This window comes from Streptomyces sp. NPDC043870, from assembly GCF_056435785.1.
Genome location: NZ_JBWKDT010000001.1, coordinates 400,557 through 420,750 on the forward strand (window position 1 = coordinate 400,557; position 20,194 = coordinate 420,750).

The following is a 20,194-nucleotide window of genomic DNA, read 5'->3' on the forward strand; positions in this document are numbered from 1 at the left end:
TACGCGGTGAATCCATCTGATTCCAGGGCGAGTTGGACAGTTTTCGAAGTCGGCCAATCCACCCGCCCATCAGTCCCGAACACCTGTCACCAGGCAGTGCTCAACTCCTCGTACAGGACGGGACGGACATGATCTCTCTCAACAGGAGCACACGGGGGCGCAGGAGTCTTGCCGCGCTCATCTGTGGTGCGCTGGCAGCCGGGGGGCTCGCGGCCGCCGGCGTGAGCACCACCCTCGCACCGGGGTCGGCGAACGCATCGAGCCACCGTGAGGCCCCGCTGATCTCCGGTCAGCCCCAGTACGACAACACGGACGTCTACGCGTTCGTCAGCCCGGACCGGCCCGACACGACGACGATCGTCGCCAACTGGCTGCCGTTCGAGGAGCCGGCCGGCGGCCCGAACTTCTACCGGTTCGCGAACGACGCCCGCTACGACATCCACATCGATTCGGACGGGGACGCCCAGGGCGACCTGCTCTACCGCTGGACGTTCCACGACCAGGTCAAGAACGGCGACACGTTCCTGTTCAACACGGGTCCCGTGACCAGCCTGGACGACCCGGACCTCAACATCACGCAGAGCTATGACATCGAGCTGCTGCGACTGCGGAACCAGCATGTGATCTCTACCACCAAGATCGCCGACGATGTGCCGGTCGCCCCCTCGAACGTGGGCAAAGCGTCCATGCCGGACTATGCGCAGCTGCGGCACCAGGCGGTGCGCAAACTGCAGGACGGCAGCACGGTGTTCGCGGGGCAGGCCGACGATCCGTTCTTCCTCGACCTGCGTGTCTTCGACCTGCTGTACGGAGGCGACCTGTCCGAGGTCGGCCGGGACACGCTGAAGGGCTACAACGTCAACACCATCGCGCTGCAGGTGCCGTCGGACCACATCCGGCAGTCGGTCGGACAGCCCGTGGTCGGCATCTGGTCCACCACCCACCGCAGGAACGCGAGCGGCGACTGGACCCAGGTCTCACGGCTCGGTATGCCACTGGTCAACGAGGTCGTCCTTCCGCTCAAGGACAAGGACAAGTTCAACGCGTCCGCGCCGTGGAACGACGGCGACTTCCTGAAGTCCGTCACCAATCCCGAGCTCCCGAAGCTCATCGAGGGCATCTACAAGATCGAAGCCCCGGAGGAACCGCGCGACGACCTCGTGTCCGTGTTCCTCACCGGGGTCAAGGACCTGAACCAGCCGCCGAACGTACGGCCGGCCGAGGCGCTGCGCCTGAACACGGCGGTCCCGCCCACGTCCGCGCCGAAGCGGCTGGGCGTACTGGACGGCGACAACGCCGGCTACCCGAACGGGCGCCGGCTGACCGACGACGTCGTGGACATCTCGCTCCAGGTCGTCGAGGGCGAACTGCTCGGCAAGAAGAACGACCTGGGCGATGCGGTGGACGCGAACGACCAGGCGTTCGGCTCGGCCTTCCCGTACGTGGCGCTGCCGACGTCGGGCTCGGACGGGCCTCTGGCCAAGGGCGCAGGCAATCGCAGCCAGCTCAACGGAGGCTCCGCGCTCACGGCCGGCGACGCCTCGGGCAACCGTACGGTGCTGGCCGCCTCGGTGGCGGCGGCGGGCGCGGGGATCGTGCTCGTGGGTCTGGGCCTCGCGTGGTGGCGGATGCGGCGGCGCGGCAGGTGGTCATGAAGCCAGGCACGGGTGCGGCGTGGCGGCTCGGAGCCGGGGTCGTGGGACTGGCGTTCGTGCTGACAGCCGTGGGAGCGGTGGTGGGGGGCGCGAGAGAGCTGCCCGTCCCCACCGCTCCGGCGGCCGCCGGAGCCGCTGTCGGTCAGGGTGTGCGTCCCCTGCAGGCGCATCTGAAGGCGCAGCCGAAGGATGCCGGCGCCTGGGCGGCGCTCGGCGCCGCGTACGTCGAGGAGGCCCGGGCCGACGGCGACCCCTCGCGCTATCCCCAGGCCGAGCAGGCCTTCGCCCGCTCCCTGCGGCTGCGGCCGGACGACAACGCCGAGGCGCTCGCCGGCCGGGCCGCCCTGGCCGCCGCGCGGCACGACTTCACGGCGGCGCTGCGGGACGCGGACCGGGCGCTCTCCGTCAATCCGTACAGCGAGCGCGGGCTCGCCGTACGGATCGACGCTCTCGTCGAACTCGGCCGCTACGACGAGGCGTTGAAGGCGGCGGAACTGGCGGATGCGCGGCGTCCCGGCATCCCCGTCTTCACACGCTTCGCGTACGTCCATGAGCTGCGCGGGGACACGTCGGAGGCGCGGCGGGTGCTGGATCTCGCAAGGGGGTCGGCGAGCGCGCGTGGCGATGTCGCCTATACGGCTACCGCGCTCGGTCAACTGGCCTGGTCGCAGGGCGCGTACGACGAGGCGTTGCGGCACTGCGGCCTGGCTTTGAAGGCCCAGCCGGGGAATCTGGAGGCGCGTGAGTGCCGGGCGCGGGCGACGGCCGGGAAGGGTGATCTCCCAGCAGCTGTCAAGGAGTTCGAGGAGATCGTCGAGCAATCGCCGTTGCCGGGACGTCTTGTGGCGCTCGGTGAGCTGTACGAGGCGAGCGGCAAGCATGAACTCGCCCAGCAGCAGTACGCGGTCGTCGGCACCTGGACGGGTCTCGCCCGCGCGGGCGGCGTGAACCCCGACCTGGACACAGCGCTCGCCGCAGCGGATCACGGCGACCGCGCCGAGGCCCTGCGCGCGGCCCAGGCCGAATGGCAGCGCCGCCGCACCGTGCACACCGAGGACGCACTCGCCTGGGCCCTGCACCGAGCGGGCCGTTCCCAGGACGCGCTCCCCCACGCCCGCCGGGCGACCGGGACCGGCTACCAGAACGCCGTGTTCCTGTACCACCGCGGCATGATCGAGCGGGCCACGGGAGACAAGACCGGCGCACGGGCCTCCCTGTCCCGTGCGCTGGCGCTCAACCCCGCTTTCTCCCCCGTCGGTTCCGGCGAGGCACGGCGCGCGCTGGACGGTCTGGAGGCGTCATGAGGAACGACATCGGGAGCGTGGTCGCCGTGGTGTTGATCGCCGTTGCCGCGATGGCGGCCGGCGCGCGGGGCTGCCTGGCGCGCGTACGGCCGCCAGGGGGTGTCGTGCGGTTCGGGCCGGACCGGCGCGTGGCGTCCGGTGCATGGGGTCTCCCCAGGCCCGCAGGGGCCGAGGGGACGCATCGCAAGGCGGAGGACTCCTCGGAGGTCGGGTGTCCCCCCGCCGGAGGCAGGGGGAGAGTCATGGCGGAGTCACGGCGACTGACGACGACGCGACCAGGGCCTGTCGTTCGGATCAGGCCGGATCAGCGCGCGGGGTCTGGCGCGTGCAGCTGCGAGACGGAGGAAGGAGCCGCTGCGGAGCTTCGGCGACCGACGACCGGGGGCACCTCCCGGGCCCGCAGGGCCCAGGGGGAGCGGCGAGGTGCGGCAGCACGGCACGCGAGCCCGGTGGGATCTGCCGGCCCCGGCGCGTCGCCGCGAGGCACGGGGCGGCGCGCCCTGGCCGCCGTCGCGGCGGTCGGGGTCGCGGTCGTCGCGCTGCTGGCCGCAGGCGCGGCACCCGCAGCGGCGCACCCTCTGGGGAACTTCACGGTCAACCGGTACGACGGACTCGTCGTCGGCGAGGACGAGTTGAAGGTCGACCATGTCGAGGACCTGGCGGAGATCCCGACGGCCCGGATCCGGCCGGAGCGGTTTCCGGCGGGTGGCCTCTCGGCTTGGGCGAAGGAGCGCTGTTCGTCGGCCGCGGGCGAGGCGCGGTTGAGTGTGGACGGGCGGCCGGTCGCCCTCGCGGTCGGTGCCGCCCGGGCCGAGATCCGCCCGGGCCAGGCGGGGCTGCCCACGCTCCGGGTGGAATGCGCGCTGAAGGCTCCGCTGCCGGGCGGGACGGCGCGTGTCGGCTTCCGGGCCGGCGGTGCCGACCGGGCCGGCTGGCGGGAGATCACGGCGCGGGGCGACCGTACGACGCTGACGTCGTCGGACGTGCCGGAGGACTCCGTGTCACGCAGGCTCTCGGCGTACCCGGCGGGGCTCCTCGACTCCCCGCCGGAGTGCACGACCGCGGCCCTCACAGCGGTACCCGGGGGACCGGCGCTCGCCGGCGGACCGGCACCGGCGGCGCCGCCGTCGGTGCTGCCGCGCGGGGCCGACCGCTGGACCCAGGCCCTGACCGAACTCGTCGAACAGCGCGACCTCACGGTGCCGCTCGGCGCGCTCGCGCTGGCCATCGCACTGGGCCTCGGCGCGCTCCACGCTCTCGCCCCGGGGCACGGCAAGACGCTGATGGCCGCGGCTGCGGCAGCCGGCGGCCGCAGTTCCCTTCGGGAGGTCCTGACGCTCGGCGCCTCCGTGACGGTGACGCATACCCTCGGCGTCTTCGCCCTCGGCGCCCTCATCGCGGCGGGCTCGGCCGTGGCGCCGTCGGTCGTCGGCTGGCTGGGCGTGGCGAGCGGGATGCTCGTCACGGTGGCGGGTGCGCTGCTGGTGCGCCGGGCGTGGCACAACCGGGCGCACCAGCACGGGCACACCCATGTCCACTGGCTGGGCGGCGGGCACCATCACCATCACGACCACGACCACGACCACGACCACGAGCGCGCCGACGACCACGCACCAGGGCACGAGCACCGCCACGACCACGCCCACGCGCCTGCACACGACCACGAGCCTGCGCACGAGCACACACACGAGCACGATCGCGACCGCGGGCACCGGCGCGAGCGCGGGAAGCCGCAGCCGCTGCGGCGGAGCGTGCTGCTCGGGTTCGCGGGGGGCCTGGTACCCAGCCCGTCCGCCGTGGTCGTGCTGGTCGGGGCCGCCGCGCTCGGGCACGCCTGGTTCGGGTTCCTGCTCGTCGTCGCCTACGGAGCCGGTCTCGCCCTCACCCTCACCGTGGCCGGGTTCGCCGTCGTACGGATCGGGGCGCGAGTGGCCGCGCGGCTGGCTCGGCGGCGGACGACGGGGCGGCTGGCCGGCTTCGTCCAGCGGTCGGCTCCGCTGAGCACGGCCGTCGCCGTATTCGTACTGGGATGTGGATTGGTGCTGAGGGGGGCCGCAGGAGCCATGAGTTGAGCTAGCTTGGAGGGGTTTCCACCGTGATGGTCGCTCTGCTGCGGATGGGGGGCTCGTCATGAGCGAAGTGCCGGGCGACGATCGGGACGACGCGATGCTGGTAGCGGGGCGGTACCGGCTGCTCGGCCGGCTGGGCGAGGGCGGCATGGGCGTCGTGTGGCGGGCCCGCGACGAGCTGCTGGGGCGGGAGGTCGCGGTCAAGGAGGTCCGGGCGCCGGCCGCGCTCGACACCAGCGACGTACGGCGGCTCTACGCACGCCTGGAGCGCGAGGGCTGGGCCGCCGCCCGGATCTCGCACCGCAATGTGGTCACGGTCTACGACGTGGCGACCCAGGACGGCCGACCGTGGATCGTGATGGAGCTGATCCGCGGTCTGTCGCTCTCCGAGGTCCTCGATGCCGAGGGGCCCATGACCCCGCAGCGCGCCGCGCACATCGGCGCCGAGGTCCTCGCCGCGCTGCGCGGCGCGCACGAGGCGGGGGTGCTGCACCGGGACGTGAAACCGGGGAACGTGCTGCTCGCGAACGACGGCCGGGTCGTCCTGACGGACTTCGGGATCGCGAGGGTCCAGGGGACGTCGAACCTGACCATGACCGGCGAACTGGTCGGCTCGCCCGAGTTCCTCGCACCGGAGCGGGCCCTCGGCCGCACACCGGGCCCGGAGTCGGACCTCTGGTCGCTCGGCGTGCTGCTGTACGCGGCGGTCGAGGGGCATTCGCCGTTCCGCCAGAACACACCGCTCAGCACGCTGCGCGCGGTCGTCGACGAGGAGTTGCCACCGCCGCGCAGGGCGGGAGCGCTGGAGCCGGTCATCGCGGGACTGCTGCGGAAGGATCCGGCGGAGCGGCTGTCGGCCGAGGAGGCCGAGCGCCGGCTGCGGGTCCTGGGAGCCGGCGGTACGCCGCGTACCGCTCCCCCGCCCTCCTCCGGACCGCACGCCATGACGGTCACCTCGGCCACACCCACCGCACCCACCGCACCCACCCCGCCCACCTCACCGGCCACGCCGGTCGGGTCCTTCGGACCACCCACACCCACGCCGTCCACCACCACGTCACCGGGCCGTCCGCGGCGTGCCGCGGTCGTGCTGACCGCCGGGATCGCCGTCCTGCTCCTGTCGATCGGCGGCCTCACCTACGCCCTGGTGAACGGTGGCCTCCCGGACGGCGGCGGCAAGGGCAAGGGCAGCGACAACAGCAGCGGCAACAGCGACGGCGGCGGCAGGAATGGTGGCTCCACGAGCGCCGGTGCCACGGCCGGTCCGGGTACGACCGGGGGCGGCTCGTCCGCCGGTACGCCGGGGCCCGCGGACAGCACGACGCCGGGCGGCCACAGTTCGGCGACGATCGCGCCGCCGCGGCAGAGTGTGAAGGTGTACGTCCGGGCGGTGCACGGCAGCTACAGCGGGACCTGCCCGGCACCCGAGGCCGAGGCGCCCGCCTTCAGGGCGACGGTCACGGTGGGCCGTACCCCCGTCTCCGTCGGGTACCGCTGGGTGACCGAGAGCGGCAGGAGTTCCGACGCGGGCTGGAAGACGCTCGACTTCCCCTCCGGGGAGGGGAAGTCACGGCACGTCAATCACATCGAGCTGACGTACGCGCAGGGCTCGACGCACCACGACCGGATCCGGGTGGAGGTCCGGAGTCCGGTTGTGGCGCGGTCCAACTGGGTGGCGTTCTCGGTGACGTGCGAGCCGGAGTCGCCGACGGGCGACCCGGGCGGATCCACGGACGGTTCGACGGAGGGCTCCACCCAGGGTGCCACTGGCGGCGCCACCTACGGGGCCTCCGGCGGACCTTCCTATCCTGCGGTTTCGGTTACGCCGCCGCCCTGAACGGTGGCAGATAGCCGCCCGACTGTCCGGACGCGGTGGGGTGGTACGACTCGCTGATGTTCAGCCAGTTGACACTGTGCAGCCACGCGGAGCCGGAGCAGATCTCGTGCCCGGTGAAGGCCGGTGCGACATCGGCGAAGGTGAATCCGTGGTCGGCGACGCGCTTGGCGATGGCGGCGTTGAGATGGTCGGCGCCACCATTGATCGCGGCGCGCTCGTTCTCACTGAGCCCCGCGAGGCAGCTGCCGCCGAGCTTGTAGAAGCGGGGGTAGCCGAGGACGACGACACGCGCGGCCGGCGCCTTGGTGCTGATCGCGCTGTACACCGAGTCGAGCCGCCCGGGCAGTGTGGTGTCGACGTAGCGCTTCGCCTCTTCGACACGGGCGATGCAGTTGGCTTCGGACTGCAGCACACAGGTGGTCATGACGTCGGCGAAGCCGGCGTCGTTGCCGCCGATGGTGAGGGAGACGAGGTCGGTCGCGGAGTTGAGCGGAGCGAGCTGACTGCTCGTCACATCGTTCGTTCTGGCACCCGAGCAGGCGGTGAAGGCGAAGGACGAGGGTGAGTTGGCCGCCGCCCAGAGTGCGGGATAGGCGCGATTGGTGCGCTTGCAGTTGCCGCTGCCGCTGATGTAGGAGCCGGCGCCGAGGCCCGAGGAGTACGAGTCGCCGAGGGCCACGTAGTCGACCGCCGCCGCCTGCGCGGCCTGCGCCGTTCCGGCCCCGCTGAGGGAGAGGACGACGCCGAGGAGGAGTGAGGATGAGATTGCCGCGATTCGGGACAGTTTCATGGAACCTCCCATTAGCAGGATCTCTGCTCAACTGTCGTAGCATGTCCCATAGTTCACCGGAAGTGTTCATGCCAAGAACAATCGGCGAGCGGTCGCCCGCCGAGCACGGACGCACCACTTCCTGACACCCCGGAAGCACCGCTCCGCAAGCACTCCTCCGGAAGAGCTCCTTGACGGCCCGTCGGGCACTGCGCAGCATGGCAAGCCTCAGCATCCAGGCAATCCGCCATCTTGAGGGGCAAACACGCCCATGCAGACGATCTTCACCAAGCCGGCCGTACTCCGGACGGACGTCCTTCCGGTGCTCGCGGGCGGAGCATGTGCCGCGTCAGCAGTGGGCGCAACACTGGCGCTCGCCGGACTCGATTCACCCCTGCGCGCGCCGTTCGCGCTCTTCTACCTCGCCGCCGCACCGGCCGCCGGGCTCGCCGCGGCGCTGCGCCCCATGCCGCCGGCGGCCCGTATGCCCCTGTCCGCGGCCGGTGCCGTCCTGATCGACCTGCTCGTCGCCCAGTCGATGCGGGCGCTGGAACTGTGGTCGGTGATGAGCGGAGTCACCGCTGTCGCAGCGATCACTTTCTTACTCTTTGTCATCGGAATGCGGAACAGTCTTGCGCATTTCCGTCCGTGGAGGAAAAAGATGTAAAAAGGTGAGCCCTCGTTCCAGGTCTTGCCATACAGTCCTAATCATCAATACCGTCGTACATCCACCCGCAACGGTCCATCGTGCAAGGCGACTCCAGGGGAGGAGTCGAGCGTCGCGATGACTCCGAGGCGGGGCGCGGTAGGGGGGTGCCGTGCTCGGTCATGCACTTGTGCCGAGTCGCGTGCCGCGCGGCCAGCAATACCAACTCACCCAACCTGCACGGGGATCGATGCCGTCCTGGCCATGGTGAGAACCCCCCTTTCGAACCGGACACTCATCCGGACCGCCCGGGGGTGGGCGGTCCACCGGACGAGAGGGAAACCGACTCATGAGCTCGTTCCTGCGCCCGGCGGTCCCGGGTCAAGATCCGCTGACCACAGCCACCACAGCCACCACAGCCACCGCGACGGCGACCGCCACGACAACGCTCGGCCGAATACCGGCCCAGTACCGTCCGATCTCCTCCCATCTCGCGATCGCGCCGCCGGTCAGCGTCGTGATCCCGGCCATGAACGAGGCGGAGAACCTTCCGTACGTGTTCAAGACACTGCCGGAATGGATCCATGAAGTCGTCCTCGTCGACGGCAATTCCACGGACAACACCGTGAATGTGGCCAGGGAACTGTGGCCCGACGTCAAGGTCGTCAAACAGGCAGGAAGAGGCAAGGGCGACGCGCTCATCAGCGGCTTCGCCGCCTGCACCGGCGACATCATCGTCATGGTCGACGCGGACGGCTCCGCCGACGGCCAGGAGATCGTCAGCTACGTCTCCGCCCTGGTCGGCGGCGCCGACTTCGCCAAGGGCTCACGCTTCGCCAACGGCGGCGGCACCGACGACATGACACCCATCCGCAAGCTCGGCAACCGCGTCCTCTGCGGAATCGTCAACGCCAAGTTCGGCGCCCGCTACACCGATCTCTGCTACGGGTACAACGCCTTCTGGCGTCACTGCCTCGACAGAATCACCCTGGACTGCACCGGCTTCGAGATCGAGACCCTGATGAACATCCGGGTCGTCAAGGCCGGACTGCGGGTCCAGGAAGTGCCCAGCCACGAGTACCTGCGCATCCATGGCGTCAGCAACCTCAGCGCCGTACGGGACGGGCTGCGGGTCCTCAAGGTGATCCTGCAGGAGAAGGGCGTCCGCCGCACCGCGCGCCGTGCGCCCGCCATCACCCTCAAGGCCCCCCGGGGAGAGGTCTCTTGAGTCACGTGAGCAACGCGATTCACCGGCGCTTCTCCGTGGTGATCTGCGTCTACACCGAGGACCGGTGGGAGGACATCCTCGCGGCGGTCGACTCGGTACGGAAGCAGTCGCTGCCGGCCCTGGAGACACTCCTCGTCGTCGACCACAACGCGGCGCTGCTGGAGCGGCTCGGCAACGAGTTCAAGGGCTGCGGGACCGCCACGGCACAGGGAGAGGTACGGGTGCTCGCCAACGCGGGCCCCCGCGGCCTCTCCGCCGGGCGCAACACCGGAATCGCCGCGGCCCGCGGCGACATCGTCGCCTTCCTCGACGACGACGCCGTGGCCGAGCGCGACTGGCTGCGCTGGTTCGACGAGGGCTACGACGATCCGCGGGTCATGGCCGTCGGCGGGCGGACCGTGCCGGCCTGGGCATCGGGCCGCAGACCGGCATGGTTCCCCGAGGAGTTCGACTGGGTCGTCGGCTGTACGTACCGGGGGCTGCCGCGCGGACGTGTCCGGGTGCGCAACGTCCTCGGTGGCAACGCGTCCTTCCGGCGTGCCGCCTTCGATGCCACGGGCGGCTTCGCCACCGGCATCGGACGCGACGGCGACAAACGGCCGCTGGGCTGCGAGGAGACCGAGCTGTGCATCCGGCTCAGCCGTGCTCTCCCGCACGCGGTGCTGCTGATCGACGACCGCGCCGTCATCCACCACAAGGTCCCCGCCGGGCGCGAGAGGTTCGGCTACTTCCGTACCCGTACCTACGCCGAAGGCCTGTCCAAGGCGCTGGTCTCGCACAGCGTCGGCAGCGGCAAGGGCCTGGAGACCGAGCGGCGGTACACCACCCGGGTGCTCCCGGCGGGCGTCGCCCGCGGGCTGCGCGACGCACTGCTGGGGCGCCGGGGCGGAGCGGGCCGGGCCGGCGCGATCGTCGCCGGTGTCGCCACCGCGGCGGCGGGCTACGCACTGGCGAGCGTGCGCACCCGCGCCGGGGTGGCGTTCTCGCACGGCCCGATCACCGCCTACGCGCCCGGGGGCCGGACCGGCCCTGGCACGGGAGGTGAGTCGTCACCGTGAACCAGGCCGCGACCCGGGCCGCGGACCAGGCCGTCCCGATCCTCATGTACCACGCGGTCGGGCACCGGCCCGCACCGGCGACACTCGGACTGTCCGTATCACCGGACGCCTTCGCCGAGCAGATGGCGCTGCTCGGCGAGCGCGGATTCACCCCGATCACGACGGCCCGGCTCGGTCAGGCCTGGCGACGCGGGGAACCGCTGCCGCCGCGGCCCGTACTGATCACCTTCGACGACGGCTACGAGGGTGTGCACCGGCACGCCCTCCCCGTCCTTTCCGAGCACGGCTTCGCCGCCACCCTCTTCGTGTCGACCGGATGGCTGCGCGGCGCGCACGAGGAAGGCGGCGCCCTCGACACCATGCTCGACTGGGACCAGGTAAGGGATCTGGCCGCCGCGGGCACGGAGATCGGCGGCCACACCCACACCCATCCGCAGCTCGACCAGCTCGACGACGCCCGGCTGCGCTTCGAGACCCTGCGCTGCAAGGAGATCATCGCCGAGGAACTGGGAACGGATCCGGTCTCGTTCGCCTACCCGTACGGCTACTCCAGCCGCCGCGTCAGGCAGATGGTGCGGGCGGTCGGCTTCACCCAGTCGCTGGCCGTGGGCAATGCGCCGGCCCGCCGGCGTCAGGGACCGTATGCGCTGGAGCGGGTGACCGTACGGCGCTCCACCGGCATCGAGGAGTTCGAGCGGCTCGTCGAAGGCCGGGCCGTCACACGCAATTTCGCCCGGGACCGGGCGCTGACGAAGGGCTACGCCGTCGTGCGGGCAGCCCGGAGGGCGGTGCGGCGGCTCCACACATGAGTGCGAAACCGGTACGTAGCGCCACACGCCAAAACATCGTGCGCGGAGGACCGCAGTGCCGGATCATGGCGCCATGACTGCCAACCCTGAGGACGCTCTGCCGATCCGGCTCAACGTCGACGACAGCGATTCGCCGTCGGACGTCGTCGACGCGCTGTTCCTCGGCCGCTTCGCGACGGGCGAGCAGCCGTATTCGCACAGTTCGACGATCGACCGCGTCAAGCCCGGCGCCACGCTGCTGCCGCCGGGCGCCCGGGTGCTGCGCGCCGCGCGCGACGACGACCGCAGCGCCACCCTCGCCGACGGCGACGGCTGGACCCTGTTGATCTCCCGCTGGAGCCGCGGTGCCGACGTCACCGTCACCGCGGTCAGCTCAGAGCTCGCCGAGAAGATCCACCAGCAGGCCACGGACGGCGCCCAGGACGAGCCGGAGCCGCAGCCCGAGAACGTGACGATGGGCTTCTGGTACGTGTCCCCGCGCCGTGGCCCGCACCGCACCACCCGCCAGATCAGCGCGGGCACCTGGGCCGAGATCAGGCCCAACTACACGGCGCCGGTGGCCGATGCGATGGACCGGCTGATGAAGGTGACACCCGACGACATCGCGGGACGGCTGCTGCTGTTGCACGGTCCGCCGGGTACGGGCAAGACATCGGCCCTGCGGACGCTGGCCCGCTCCTGGCGGGACTGGTGCCAGGTCGACTGTGTGCTCGACCCGGAGCGGCTGTTCAACGATGTCGGCTATCTGATGGACATCGCGATCGGCGAGGACGAGGGCACGGCGAAGAGCCGCTGGCGGCTGCTGCTCCTGGAGGACTGCGACGAGCTGATCCGCGGCGAGGCCCGGCACACAGCGGGCCAGGCCCTGTCCCGCCTGCTGAACCTGACGGACGGGCTGCTGGGCCAGGGCCGCAACGTGCTGGTCGGCGTCACCACCAACGAGGACCTGGAGCGGCTCCACCCCGCGGTGGTCCGGCCGGGCCGCTGTCTGGCGCGCATCGAGGTCGGCTCGCTGACCCGCAACGAGGCGGTGTCCTGGCTCGGCACCGAGGAAGGCGTGGGCCGCGAGGGCGCGACGCTCGCCGAGCTGTACGCGCTGCGACGCGGGACGACCCCGGCGTCGGTCCCGTCGCAGCACGACGGGGCGGACGCGGGGCTGTATCTGTGACGCAGGGTGCGGGCAGTCGTTGCGCTGTGGCTCACCCCGATACTTCGTCCTGGGAGAGGAACGACTGCCCACCACGAGGTCAGGCCTCGTAGACCGCCCGTAGCGCGTCCTCGACCGCCGACGCCGCGTCCGCCCGGGACAGCCCGAGACGTCGGGCCTGCTCGGCGTACGCCTGGGCCGCCGCCGCGGCCTGGCGTTCCGCCGCTTCGCCCGCGGCGGCCACGAAGGTGCCGTTGCGGCCGCGGGTCTCGATCACCCCGTCGCTCTCCAGGGCGCGGTACGCCTTGGCGACGGTGTTCGCCGCGAGCCCGAGCTCCTCCGCGAGGCCCCGGACGGTCGGCAGTTTGTAGCCGACGGGCAGCCTGCCCGAGCGGGCCTGTGCCGAGATCTGGGAGCGGAGCTGCTCGTAGGGCGCGGAGGCGGAGTCCGTGTCGATGACGATTTTCAAGGTCACGGAGTGATTGTCGCGCACTTCGGCCCCGCCGCCGGAAAATGGGAGGCATGCGCGCAGGGCTCGCGCGTAGCGTGCGGATCCATGACTGTGATCGTCCGGGATTTCCGCCCCGAGGACGCCGAGGGATTCGCCGCGGTCCGGCGCGCAGCCCTCCCGTTCATGCTGGCCAGTGCCGCATCCGTGAGCTTCGACGTGACGCACGCGCACCCCCGCGCGCGATACCGGCCGTTGGTCGCCGAGGAGAGCGGCGAGATCATCGGCACGGCGCAGGTGGGGCTCGCGTACGACAGTCCGGAGCCGGGCGTCGGCTACGCGAATGTCTACGTCCATCCGGAGCGGCGCGGGCGGGGCGCGGGGTCGATGATCGTGCGTGCCGCGGAGGAGCACCTCACGGAGGCGGGCGCGACGAGCGTCTACTCCTGGGTGCTGGACGAGCCGGCGAACCGTGCCTTCGCCGAGCGCTGCGGCTACCGGGCGAGCCGTTCGGCGCACTTCCTCCGCCTCGATCTGGCGGGCGGGGACCTCCCGCCGCTGCGGACGCCACCCGCCGGTGTGCGGATCCTCTCCGGCGCCGATTTCGCGGCCGACCCGCGGCCGCTCTTCGAACTGGACGCGGAGACGACGGCGGACGAACCGAGCGATGTCGGTGTCGAGTTCACGGACTACGGGCACTGGCTGACCGAGACCTGGGACCATCCGCTGGCCAGCCGTGAGCTGACGTCCGTCGCGGTGGTGGACGGCCGCCCGGTGGCGTTCAGCCTGGCCCGTACGGACGGCTCGACCCGCTACGGCACGGTGATGACGGGCACGGCCCGCGCCTTCCGCGGGCGGGGGCTGGCCAAGCTCGCCAAGAACGACTCGCTGCACCGCGCCCGCGCCGCCGGGTTCACGCAGGCCTTCACCGGCAACGACGCCGGCAACGGCCCGATGCTGGCGATCAACAAGTGGTTCGGCTACGAGATCTGCGCGACGGAGGTACGGCATGTCCGCACGCTGGGTTGACGTCGTCCTGGTCAAGGCCGGCCGTACGAAGATCCGCTACCCGGCGGAGGTCGTCGCCGACGACGGCACCCGCGTCACCGTCCGCGCGCCCTGGGCCGGTGCGGGCGTGCGGGACTTCGGGTTCGTCCGCTTCGAGCCCGGTGACCTCTTCACGGAGCACTACTGGCGGGACCGGTGGTACGCCGTGAAGGAGGTGCGCGGGCCCGACGGCACGCTGAAGGGCTGGTACTGCGACATCACTCGGCCGGCCGTCGTCTCCGGTGAAGAGCTGGTCGTCGAGGATCTGGACCTGGATCTGTGGGTGTCGGCCGACGGTACGCAGATCCTCCGACTGGACGAGGACGAGTTCGCCGAGAGCGGCCTCGCGGTCACCGATCCGCGGGCCGCCGAGGAGGCCGAGCGCGCCTTGGACACGCTCGAACTCCTCGCCCGGGAGGGCCGGTTCGTCACGCTGCTCGACCGGCAGCCGTAACCGGGAGCGGCACCGCCCGCTGCGGCAGGCCGGGATCGTACGCGATCGGGTCGTCGTCCTCGTGCCAGTGGACGACGAACCGCTCCCCCGTGCGGTACGCCTCGAACCCGGCCCTGCAGTAGGCCACCATGTCGTCCGGGAGCGCGGCGAGCGGATGCCATGCGAGCTCGGAGCACTTGTGGGGCTCCCGGTTGTACGGCTCGCCGCCCGTGCCGTACTCCGCTTCGAAGAACCAGCCCGTCCGGGGCGGATCTCCCGGCCCGCGGTGCTGCATCACCAGCGCGACGCGCAGATCGTCCGGCGCCAGCTCGATCCCGATCTCCTCGAACGCCTCGCGCGCCATCGCCTCGCGCACGTCCTCACCGTCCTCGACGTGCCCGGACGGACCGTTCCACAACCCGTCCCCGTATCCGGTGCCCGCCCGGCGGGCCAGCAGGACCTCGCCGCCCCTGCGCAGGACGAGATGGACGTCCACGACCTCGCTGTGCCGTCGGGACGGTGCCATGTACGCCACCAGTGCGTACCGCTCGTCGTCCACCGCACGGCCCCACAAGGCCGGGTCCTGCGAGAGCCGTTCGAGCCGGACGTGGTCGGTGAGCGGCGCGAGGGCCGTGGTCAGCCGCTGCGCCGGCAGCCCGGTCTCGCCCCAGACCCCCTCGACCAGCACCAGCCGCCCTCCCGGCCGCAGCAGCGCGGCCCACCGGCCGAGCGCCGCCTCGGGGTCGGGCAGCGCCCACAGGACATGGCGGACCAGGACGACGTCGAACCGCCTCTCCCCCACCGGGGGCCGGTCCGCCGGGCCGACGAGCACCTCGGCGCTCGTACCCGCGAGCTTGCGGCGCGCGGCCGCGGCCATGCGCGGCGCGAGATCCACGGCGGTCACCCGATGGCCGTGCTCGGCGGCGAGGAGGGCGAGGCTGCCCGTACCGCACCCCAGATCGAGCACGTCCGACGGCTCGCCGGGCAGCCAGTCCGCCATCCGCGCGGCCCACGCCGCGCGCACGGCAGGATCCAGCAGCCCGTGATCGGGCTCGTCGTCGAAGGTGTCCGCGGCAGCGTCCCAGTCGATCGTCGTCATGCGTCCGATCCTCGCAGCCACCACTGACAACGGGCCGCTCAGAGAAGGGGCTTGCGGTAGTGGATGCGGTCGTAGGGGCCTTCGATGCGCCGCTCGACGACCTGGTAGCCGTACCGCGCGTACATCTTCTGGTTCTCCCACATCTTCGCGTTGGTGAGCAGCCGGACCTCGGGCAGGCCGAGCTCCCGTGCGTGCGATTCCACGAAGGCCAGCAGGCGCCGGCCCAGGCCCGTGCCCTGGGCGTCGGGGTGAACGGCGATCGAGTCCAGGTAGAGGTGGTCGGCCGCGGGGATCAGGACCAGGACGCCGACGATGGGATCGCCCGTGACGTACACCCTCCCCGCCGCCACGTTCGCCGTATGGTCCGCTTCCATCGGGGCCGGTACGAGTCCGATCCGTTCGATGTAGTGGTGGTAGGCCGCGTCGGTCACGGCCTTCACGCGCGGTATGTCGGCATCGGCGGCGGGGAGGATGTCGTCGGTCATGCCGTCACATTACGACGGCGAGTGATCAGCTTCTTGAGCAAGGGCCACGCCAGCAGCACCACGATCACGGCGTACACCGCCACCGAGAACGGGGTGTTGACCAGGCCGGTCACGCTGCCGTCGCTGATCTGGAGCGCGCGGCGCAGCTGCTGCTCGGCGGCGGGGCCGAGGATGACCCCGATGACCGCGGGGAGCACGGGGAGCCCGTACCGTCGCATGCCGAAGCCGATCAGGCCGATGATCAGCAGGATCACCAGGTCCAGCGTCTCGCCGCCCACCGCGTACGCGCCGACCGCCGCGAAGAACAGGATCCCCGCGTAGAGGTACGGCCGCGGGATCCGCAGCAGCTTCGCCCACAGCGGTGCGAGCGGCAGGTTGAGCGCGAGCAGCAGGACCATGCCGACGAAGAGCGAGGCGATCAGACCCCAGACCAGGTCCGGTTCGCGTTCGAAGAGCAGCGGTCCGGGCTGGATGCCGTACTGCTGGAAGGCGGCGAGCATCACGGCCGCGACGGCGGTCGTCGGCAGGCCCAGGGTGAGCATCGAGACGAGCGTGCCCGCGGCGGAGGCGGACGCCGCCGACTCCGGTCCCGCCACACCTTCGATCGCGCCCTTGCCGAACTCCTCCTTGTGCTTGGAGAGTCGCTTCTCGGTGACGTAGGAGAGGAACGTGGGGATCTCCGCGCCGCCGGCCGGGATGGCGCCGAACGGGAAGCCGATCACAGGTCCGCGCAGCCATGACTTCCAGGTTCTGCGGACGTCGGACCTGCCGAGCCACGGCCGCCCGACGGGAATCGCCTCTCCGGCGGTGCGTCGCAGATGCGCGGCGACCCACAGCGCTTCGCCGATCGCGAAGAGTCCGACGGCGACGATGACGACGTCGATGCCGTCGGCGAGCTGGAGCGAGCCGAAGGTGAGCCGCTGCTGCCCGGTCATCTGGTCCAGGCCGACCAGGCCGAGGGTGAGACCGATGAGCAGCGAGGCGAGCCCTCGGATTCTCGACGAGCCGAGCACGGACGTGACGGCGATGAACGCCAGCACCATGATGGCGAAGTAGTCGGGTGCGCCGATGTCGACGGCGAGTTCGGCGACGGTCGGGGCGAGGGCCACCAGCAGGGTCGTGCCGATCATGCCACCGGCGAAGTGACCGACGGCGGCCGCCGCGAGCGCCTGTGCGCCGCGGCCCGACTTGGCCATCGGGTTGCCTTCCATGGCCGCGACGACGGCCGCGCTCTCACCGGGTGTGTTGAGCAGGATGGATGTCGTGGAGCCGCCGAACATCGCGCCGTAGTAGATGCCGGCGAACATGATGAAGGCGCCGGTCGGTTCGAGTCCGTACGTGACCGGCAGCAGCAGCGCCACCGCCATCGCGGGTCCGATGCCGGGCAGAACGCCGATCGCCGTGCCGAGCAGCACGCCGAGCGCGGCCCAGAGGAGATTGACCGGCGTCAGCGCCGTCCCGAAACCGTCGAGGAGGGAGTTGAGCGAATCCATCGGCTAGAGCACCCCCATCAGCGGGCCACCCGGCAGCGGAACCCCGAGCAGGTTGTTGAAGACGAAGAAGGTGATGAGGGAGAGAACGGCCGCGATCAGCGGGTCGCGGTGGAGGTGGCGGCTGCCGAGCGCGTAGGCCGAGCCCCAGAAGAGCAGCGCCCCGGAGACGGGGAAGCCGAGCGGGCCGATGAGGACGGCGCCCGCGAGGAAGACCCCGGCGAGCAGCAGCACCGTACGCCAGTCGCCGGGCTCGGACAGGTCGATGTCCTCGCCGCTCTCGGACTCTCCGCGACCGCCGCGCAGTACGTCGACGGCGAGGAGTGCCGCGACGAGGAGCAGGCCGGTGCCGACGACGACGGGGACGGTCCTGGGCCCGATCGGACCGCGTTGTGCGATGTCGACGTCCATCGTGAGCGCGTCCGTCAGCACGAGCACCCCGATGAGGAACAGCAGCAGGCTGACGCCGAGTTCCGAGTGTTCCCGCACCCAGGAGCGGCGTGACGCCGACGTGGCGCCGGTCGTGGTTTCCGTCGTGGTTTCCGTGCTGCTCACAGCCCCAGCTCCTTCAGCACCGTGTCGACGCGCGTGTTCTGCTCGTCGAGGAAATCGCCGAACTCGTCTCCGGGCAGGAAGGCGTCGTCCCAGCCGTTCTTCTTCATCGAATCCCGCCACTGCTCGGAGTCGTGCAGCTTCCGGACGAGGCCGATGAGCTTGTCGCGTTCGGCGTCGGAGAGCCCGGGCGGGGCGACGATGCCGCGCCAGTTGGTGAAGTCGGTGTCGAGTCCGGCCTCACGGAGGGTGGGGGCGTCCAGTCCGGGCACCCGCTTCGGGCCGGTCACAGCCAGCAGCCGCAGCTCTCCCGACTTGATCTGGTCGAGGTACTCGCCGACGCCCGAGACGCCGAAGGCGACCTTGTTGCCGAGGATCGAGGCGAGCAGTTCGCCGCCGCCGTCGAAGGGGATGTAGTTGACGGACCTGGGTGCGATGCCCGCGGCCTGCGCCATCAGCATCGGGGCGAGATGGTCGGGCCCGCCGGGCGAGGAGCCGCCACCGACGGGCAGTTTGCCCGGGTTCTTCTTCCAGGCGTCGATGAGGTCCTGGACGGTCTTGTACGGGGAGTCCTTGGCGACCACCACGATGTCCTGCTCCTCGGTGAGCCGGGCGATCGGGGTGGTGTCGGCGAGACTCTTCGGCGACTTGTTGGTGTGGACGGCGCCGACCACCCCGAGGCCCATGGACATGGCGAGCTTGCCGTTGCCGTGCTCGCCGACGAGCCGCGTCAGGCCGACGGTGCCGCCGGCCCCGGGCAGGTTGAACACCTCGATGTTGTGGGTGAGCCCGGCGTCCTCGGCGTTCTTGGCCGCCGTACGGGCGGTGATGTCGTAGCCGCCGCCGGGCGAATTGGGGACCATGAAGCGCAGGCCGGGAATCTGGGTGCCGGTATCGGCGCCACTGCCGGTGGTGAGCAGCGGCGGGCCCACGAGCACCAGCAGCGCCGCCCCGAGCAGGGCGAGTGGAGTGCGCAATCGCACGCGTGCCGCCTTTCGAGCAGATCAGGGACCTTGTGAAGTGGCCCACATGTTGCCCGGGCGTTAAGAAGCTGTCTCTCTTCCGGAATCAACGGACGTTGTGGTCCTTGCGGTCGCCGCTTAGCGTGTCGGCGTGACGCTGCGCTTTCCCGGGGGACCACCCCCGGACCCCCGGTCGAAGAGCAGAAACCCAGGGCTGACCGGACCGGCTTCGCGAGGTGACTCCCGGTGAACGTGCTGGTGGTGGACGACGACTTCATGGTCGCGAAGCTGCACAGCCGCTACGTGTCCGTCATGCCCGGTTTTACGGTCGTCGGGGTGGCGCACAGCGGCGCCCAAGCGCTGCGCGCGGCCGACCGGCTGCACCCTGATCTCGTGCTGCTGGACATCTATCTGCCCGACATGGACGGCATCCGTGTGCTGCGCGAGCTGCGCGCGGCGGAGGGGCGCGACAAGGACCGGCAGCCCGCCGACGTTCTGTTCATCACGGCCGCCCGCGACGCCGGAACGGTCCGCTCCGCACTGCGCGCCGGCGCCCTCCACTATCTGATCAAGCCCTTCAGCCAGGCGGCGCTCCAGGAACAGATGAGGCATGTGGCATCCCTGCGGACCCGGCTCGACGCACTGGACGAGGCCCGCCAGGAGGACGTCGACCAGATCTTCGGCACCCGCCCACCCGGCTCCCGCGAACTCCCCAAGGGCCTCGCCGCCCACACCGCCGACCTGGTCGACCGCGTCCTCCGCGCCCACCCCGAGGGCGTCTCGGCCTCGGAATGCGCCGAGGCGGGCTCCCTGTCCCGGGTGAGCGCCCGCCGTTACCTCGAGTACTTCGCGGAGACGGGGCGCGCGGAGGTGACGCTCAAGTACGGGGGAACGGGGCGTCCGGAGCGGCGGTACCGGCGGCTCGGGTGAGGTTGCGGCGGCGGTCCGGGGAGGCGTGAGCGCCGCCCTGGACAGTGCGGACATGGGACTGCCAGGTGTTGGTCAGGGGTTGCGCAACCGCCCGTACCGGTCTCGGCGCCCATGATCGCGTTTCGCACCAAAACGACGGTATTCGTGACAGCGATGGTGGCGACACCATGCCTGACTCGACAATTGGTCGAGTCGCTGCCCTAACCGCCCGGGCCGATGGTCGGAC

General features: G+C 71.2%; 19 protein-coding genes. 12 read left to right on the top strand and 7 right to left on the bottom strand.

Features of this window, described 5'->3' with window-relative positions; translation table 11 throughout:
• Positions 1–128: 128 nt before the first annotated feature.
• From AC0699_RS01855 to AC0699_RS01870, 4 genes are all read left to right on the top strand, one after another.
• Complete coding sequence (locus tag AC0699_RS01855) at positions 129–1,655, top strand: DUF4331 domain-containing protein (RefSeq protein ID WP_478654396.1); 1,527 nt, start codon at positions 129–131, stop codon at positions 1,653–1,655.
• Positions 1,652–2,959 carry a tetratricopeptide repeat protein gene (locus AC0699_RS01860; protein ID WP_478654398.1) on the top strand — a complete coding sequence of 436 codons (1,308 nt, stop codon included), beginning with the start codon at positions 1,652–1,654 and terminating at the stop codon, positions 2,957–2,959. The genes AC0699_RS01855 and AC0699_RS01860 overlap by 4 nt, the downstream gene beginning before the upstream one ends.
• A gap of 449 nt (positions 2,960–3,408) precedes the next feature.
• Positions 3,409–5,031 carry a HoxN/HupN/NixA family nickel/cobalt transporter gene (locus AC0699_RS01865; protein WP_478654400.1) on the top strand — a complete coding sequence of 541 codons (1,623 nt, stop codon included), beginning with the start codon at positions 3,409–3,411 and terminating at the stop codon, positions 5,029–5,031.
• A 58-nt stretch (positions 5,032–5,089) separates the two neighbouring features.
• Positions 5,090–6,865 carry a serine/threonine-protein kinase gene (locus AC0699_RS01870; RefSeq protein ID WP_478654403.1) on the top strand — a complete coding sequence of 592 codons (1,776 nt, stop codon included), beginning with the start codon at positions 5,090–5,092 and terminating at the stop codon, positions 6,863–6,865.
• Here the strand turns inward: AC0699_RS01870 and AC0699_RS01875 are convergent.
• A complete protein-coding gene (locus AC0699_RS01875) occupies positions 6,849–7,655 on the bottom strand; it encodes an SGNH/GDSL hydrolase family protein (protein ID WP_478654405.1) in 807 nt (268 codons plus the stop codon). The two genes, AC0699_RS01870 and AC0699_RS01875, sit on opposite strands and share 17 nt — an antisense overlap.
• Positions 7,656–7,905: 250 nt before the next feature.
• Here AC0699_RS01875 and AC0699_RS01880 point away from each other — a divergent pair, with 250 nt between their 5' ends.
• The 5 genes from AC0699_RS01880 (at position 7,906) to AC0699_RS01900 (ending at position 12,543) form a co-directional block, all read left to right on the top strand.
• Complete coding sequence (locus AC0699_RS01880; RefSeq protein ID WP_478654408.1) at positions 7,906–8,301, top strand: hypothetical protein; 396 nt, start codon at positions 7,906–7,908, stop codon at positions 8,299–8,301.
• Positions 8,302–8,629: 328 nt separating this feature from the next.
• Entirely contained in the window at positions 8,630–9,508 is an 879-nt protein-coding gene (locus AC0699_RS01885; RefSeq protein WP_478654411.1) for a glycosyltransferase family 2 protein, read from the top strand.
• Between the two features lie 5 nt (positions 9,509–9,513).
• Positions 9,514–10,566 carry a glycosyltransferase family 2 protein gene (locus AC0699_RS01890; RefSeq protein WP_469772708.1) on the top strand — a complete coding sequence of 351 codons (1,053 nt, stop codon included), beginning with the start codon at positions 9,514–9,516 and terminating at the stop codon, positions 10,564–10,566.
• 44 nt (positions 10,567–10,610) lie between these two features.
• Entirely contained in the window at positions 10,611–11,375 is a 765-nt protein-coding gene (locus AC0699_RS01895; protein ID WP_478654628.1) for a polysaccharide deacetylase family protein, read from the top strand.
• A 73-nt stretch (positions 11,376–11,448) separates the two neighbouring features.
• Positions 11,449–12,543 (top strand): DUF5925 domain-containing protein, encoded by a 1,095-nt coding sequence (locus tag AC0699_RS01900; protein WP_453661305.1) that lies wholly within the window; start codon positions 11,449–11,451, stop codon positions 12,541–12,543.
• Positions 12,544–12,622: 79 nt separating this feature from the next.
• Here the strand turns inward: AC0699_RS01900 and AC0699_RS01905 are convergent, their stop codons facing one another.
• Positions 12,623–12,997, bottom strand: coding sequence for a GntR family transcriptional regulator (locus tag AC0699_RS01905; protein ID WP_478654414.1), 375 nt, complete (start codon positions 12,995–12,997; stop codon positions 12,623–12,625).
• Between the two features lie 81 nt (positions 12,998–13,078).
• Between AC0699_RS01905 and AC0699_RS01910 the strand changes: the two genes are divergently transcribed.
• Entirely contained in the window at positions 13,079–13,999 is a 921-nt protein-coding gene (locus AC0699_RS01910) for an N-acetyltransferase family protein (RefSeq protein WP_478654416.1), read from the top strand.
• Positions 13,980–14,471: a ribonuclease FAU-1 family protein gene (locus AC0699_RS01915; protein ID WP_478654419.1), complete on the top strand. Its 492-nt coding sequence runs from the start codon at positions 13,980–13,982 to the stop codon at positions 14,469–14,471. Before AC0699_RS01910 ends, AC0699_RS01915 begins: the two co-directional genes overlap by 20 nt.
• Here AC0699_RS01915 and AC0699_RS01920 read toward each other — a convergent pair.
• From AC0699_RS01920 to AC0699_RS01940, 5 genes are read right to left on the bottom strand one after another with little or no spacing between them, the layout of a single operon-like run.
• On the bottom strand, positions 14,446–15,549 hold the full coding sequence (locus AC0699_RS01920; protein WP_478654421.1) for a methyltransferase domain-containing protein: 1,104 nt from the start codon (positions 15,547–15,549) through the stop codon (positions 14,446–14,448). The genes AC0699_RS01915 and AC0699_RS01920 overlap by 26 nt on opposite strands.
• A 38-nt stretch (positions 15,550–15,587) precedes the next feature.
• Complete coding sequence (locus AC0699_RS01925) at positions 15,588–16,034, bottom strand: GNAT family N-acetyltransferase (RefSeq protein WP_478654423.1); 447 nt, start codon at positions 16,032–16,034, stop codon at positions 15,588–15,590.
• Positions 16,031–17,527 carry a tripartite tricarboxylate transporter permease gene (locus tag AC0699_RS01930; RefSeq protein WP_478654426.1) on the bottom strand — a complete coding sequence of 499 codons (1,497 nt, stop codon included), beginning with the start codon at positions 17,525–17,527 and terminating at the stop codon, positions 16,031–16,033. The genes AC0699_RS01925 and AC0699_RS01930 overlap by 4 nt, the downstream gene beginning before the upstream one ends.
• A 3-nt stretch (positions 17,528–17,530) precedes the next feature.
• On the bottom strand, positions 17,531–18,079 hold the full coding sequence (locus AC0699_RS01935; RefSeq protein ID WP_478654428.1) for a tripartite tricarboxylate transporter TctB family protein: 549 nt from the start codon (positions 18,077–18,079) through the stop codon (positions 17,531–17,533).
• Positions 18,076–19,059: a Bug family tripartite tricarboxylate transporter substrate binding protein gene (locus AC0699_RS01940; protein ID WP_478654430.1), complete on the bottom strand. Its 984-nt coding sequence runs from the start codon at positions 19,057–19,059 to the stop codon at positions 18,076–18,078. The genes AC0699_RS01935 and AC0699_RS01940 overlap by 4 nt, the downstream gene beginning before the upstream one ends.
• A 231-nt stretch (positions 19,060–19,290) precedes the next feature.
• On the opposite strand from AC0699_RS01940, the gene AC0699_RS01945 reads away from it, so the two are divergent.
• A complete protein-coding gene (locus AC0699_RS01945; RefSeq protein WP_478654630.1) occupies positions 19,291–19,968 on the top strand; it encodes a response regulator in 678 nt (225 codons plus the stop codon).
• Positions 19,969–20,194: the final 226 nt, after the last annotated feature.

Coding starts and splice junctions, on each gene's coding strand:
- AC0699_RS01855 (WP_478654396.1), top strand. CDS start 129: ATGATCTCTCTCAACAGGAGCACACGGGGGCGCAGGAGTCTTGCCGCG.
- AC0699_RS01860 (WP_478654398.1), top strand. CDS start 1,652: ATGAAGCCAGGCACGGGTGCGGCGTGGCGGCTCGGAGCCGGGGTCGTG.
- AC0699_RS01870 (WP_478654403.1), top strand. CDS start 5,090: ATGAGCGAAGTGCCGGGCGACGATCGGGACGACGCGATGCTGGTAGCG.
- AC0699_RS01875 (WP_478654405.1), bottom strand. CDS start 7,655: ATGAAACTGTCCCGAATCGCGGCAATCTCATCCTCACTCCTCCTCGGC.
- AC0699_RS01880 (WP_478654408.1), top strand. CDS start 7,906: ATGCAGACGATCTTCACCAAGCCGGCCGTACTCCGGACGGACGTCCTT.
- AC0699_RS01885 (WP_478654411.1), top strand. CDS start 8,630: ATGAGCTCGTTCCTGCGCCCGGCGGTCCCGGGTCAAGATCCGCTGACC.
- AC0699_RS01895 (WP_478654628.1), top strand. CDS start 10,611: ATGTACCACGCGGTCGGGCACCGGCCCGCACCGGCGACACTCGGACTG.
- AC0699_RS01900 (WP_453661305.1), top strand. CDS start 11,449: ATGACTGCCAACCCTGAGGACGCTCTGCCGATCCGGCTCAACGTCGAC.
- AC0699_RS01910 (WP_478654416.1), top strand. CDS start 13,079: ATGACTGTGATCGTCCGGGATTTCCGCCCCGAGGACGCCGAGGGATTC.
- AC0699_RS01915 (WP_478654419.1), top strand. CDS start 13,980: ATGTCCGCACGCTGGGTTGACGTCGTCCTGGTCAAGGCCGGCCGTACG.
- AC0699_RS01920 (WP_478654421.1), bottom strand. CDS start 15,549: ATGACGACGATCGACTGGGACGCTGCCGCGGACACCTTCGACGACGAG.
- AC0699_RS01925 (WP_478654423.1), bottom strand. CDS start 16,034: ATGACCGACGACATCCTCCCCGCCGCCGATGCCGACATACCGCGCGTG.
- AC0699_RS01930 (WP_478654426.1), bottom strand. CDS start 17,527: ATGGATTCGCTCAACTCCCTCCTCGACGGTTTCGGGACGGCGCTGACG.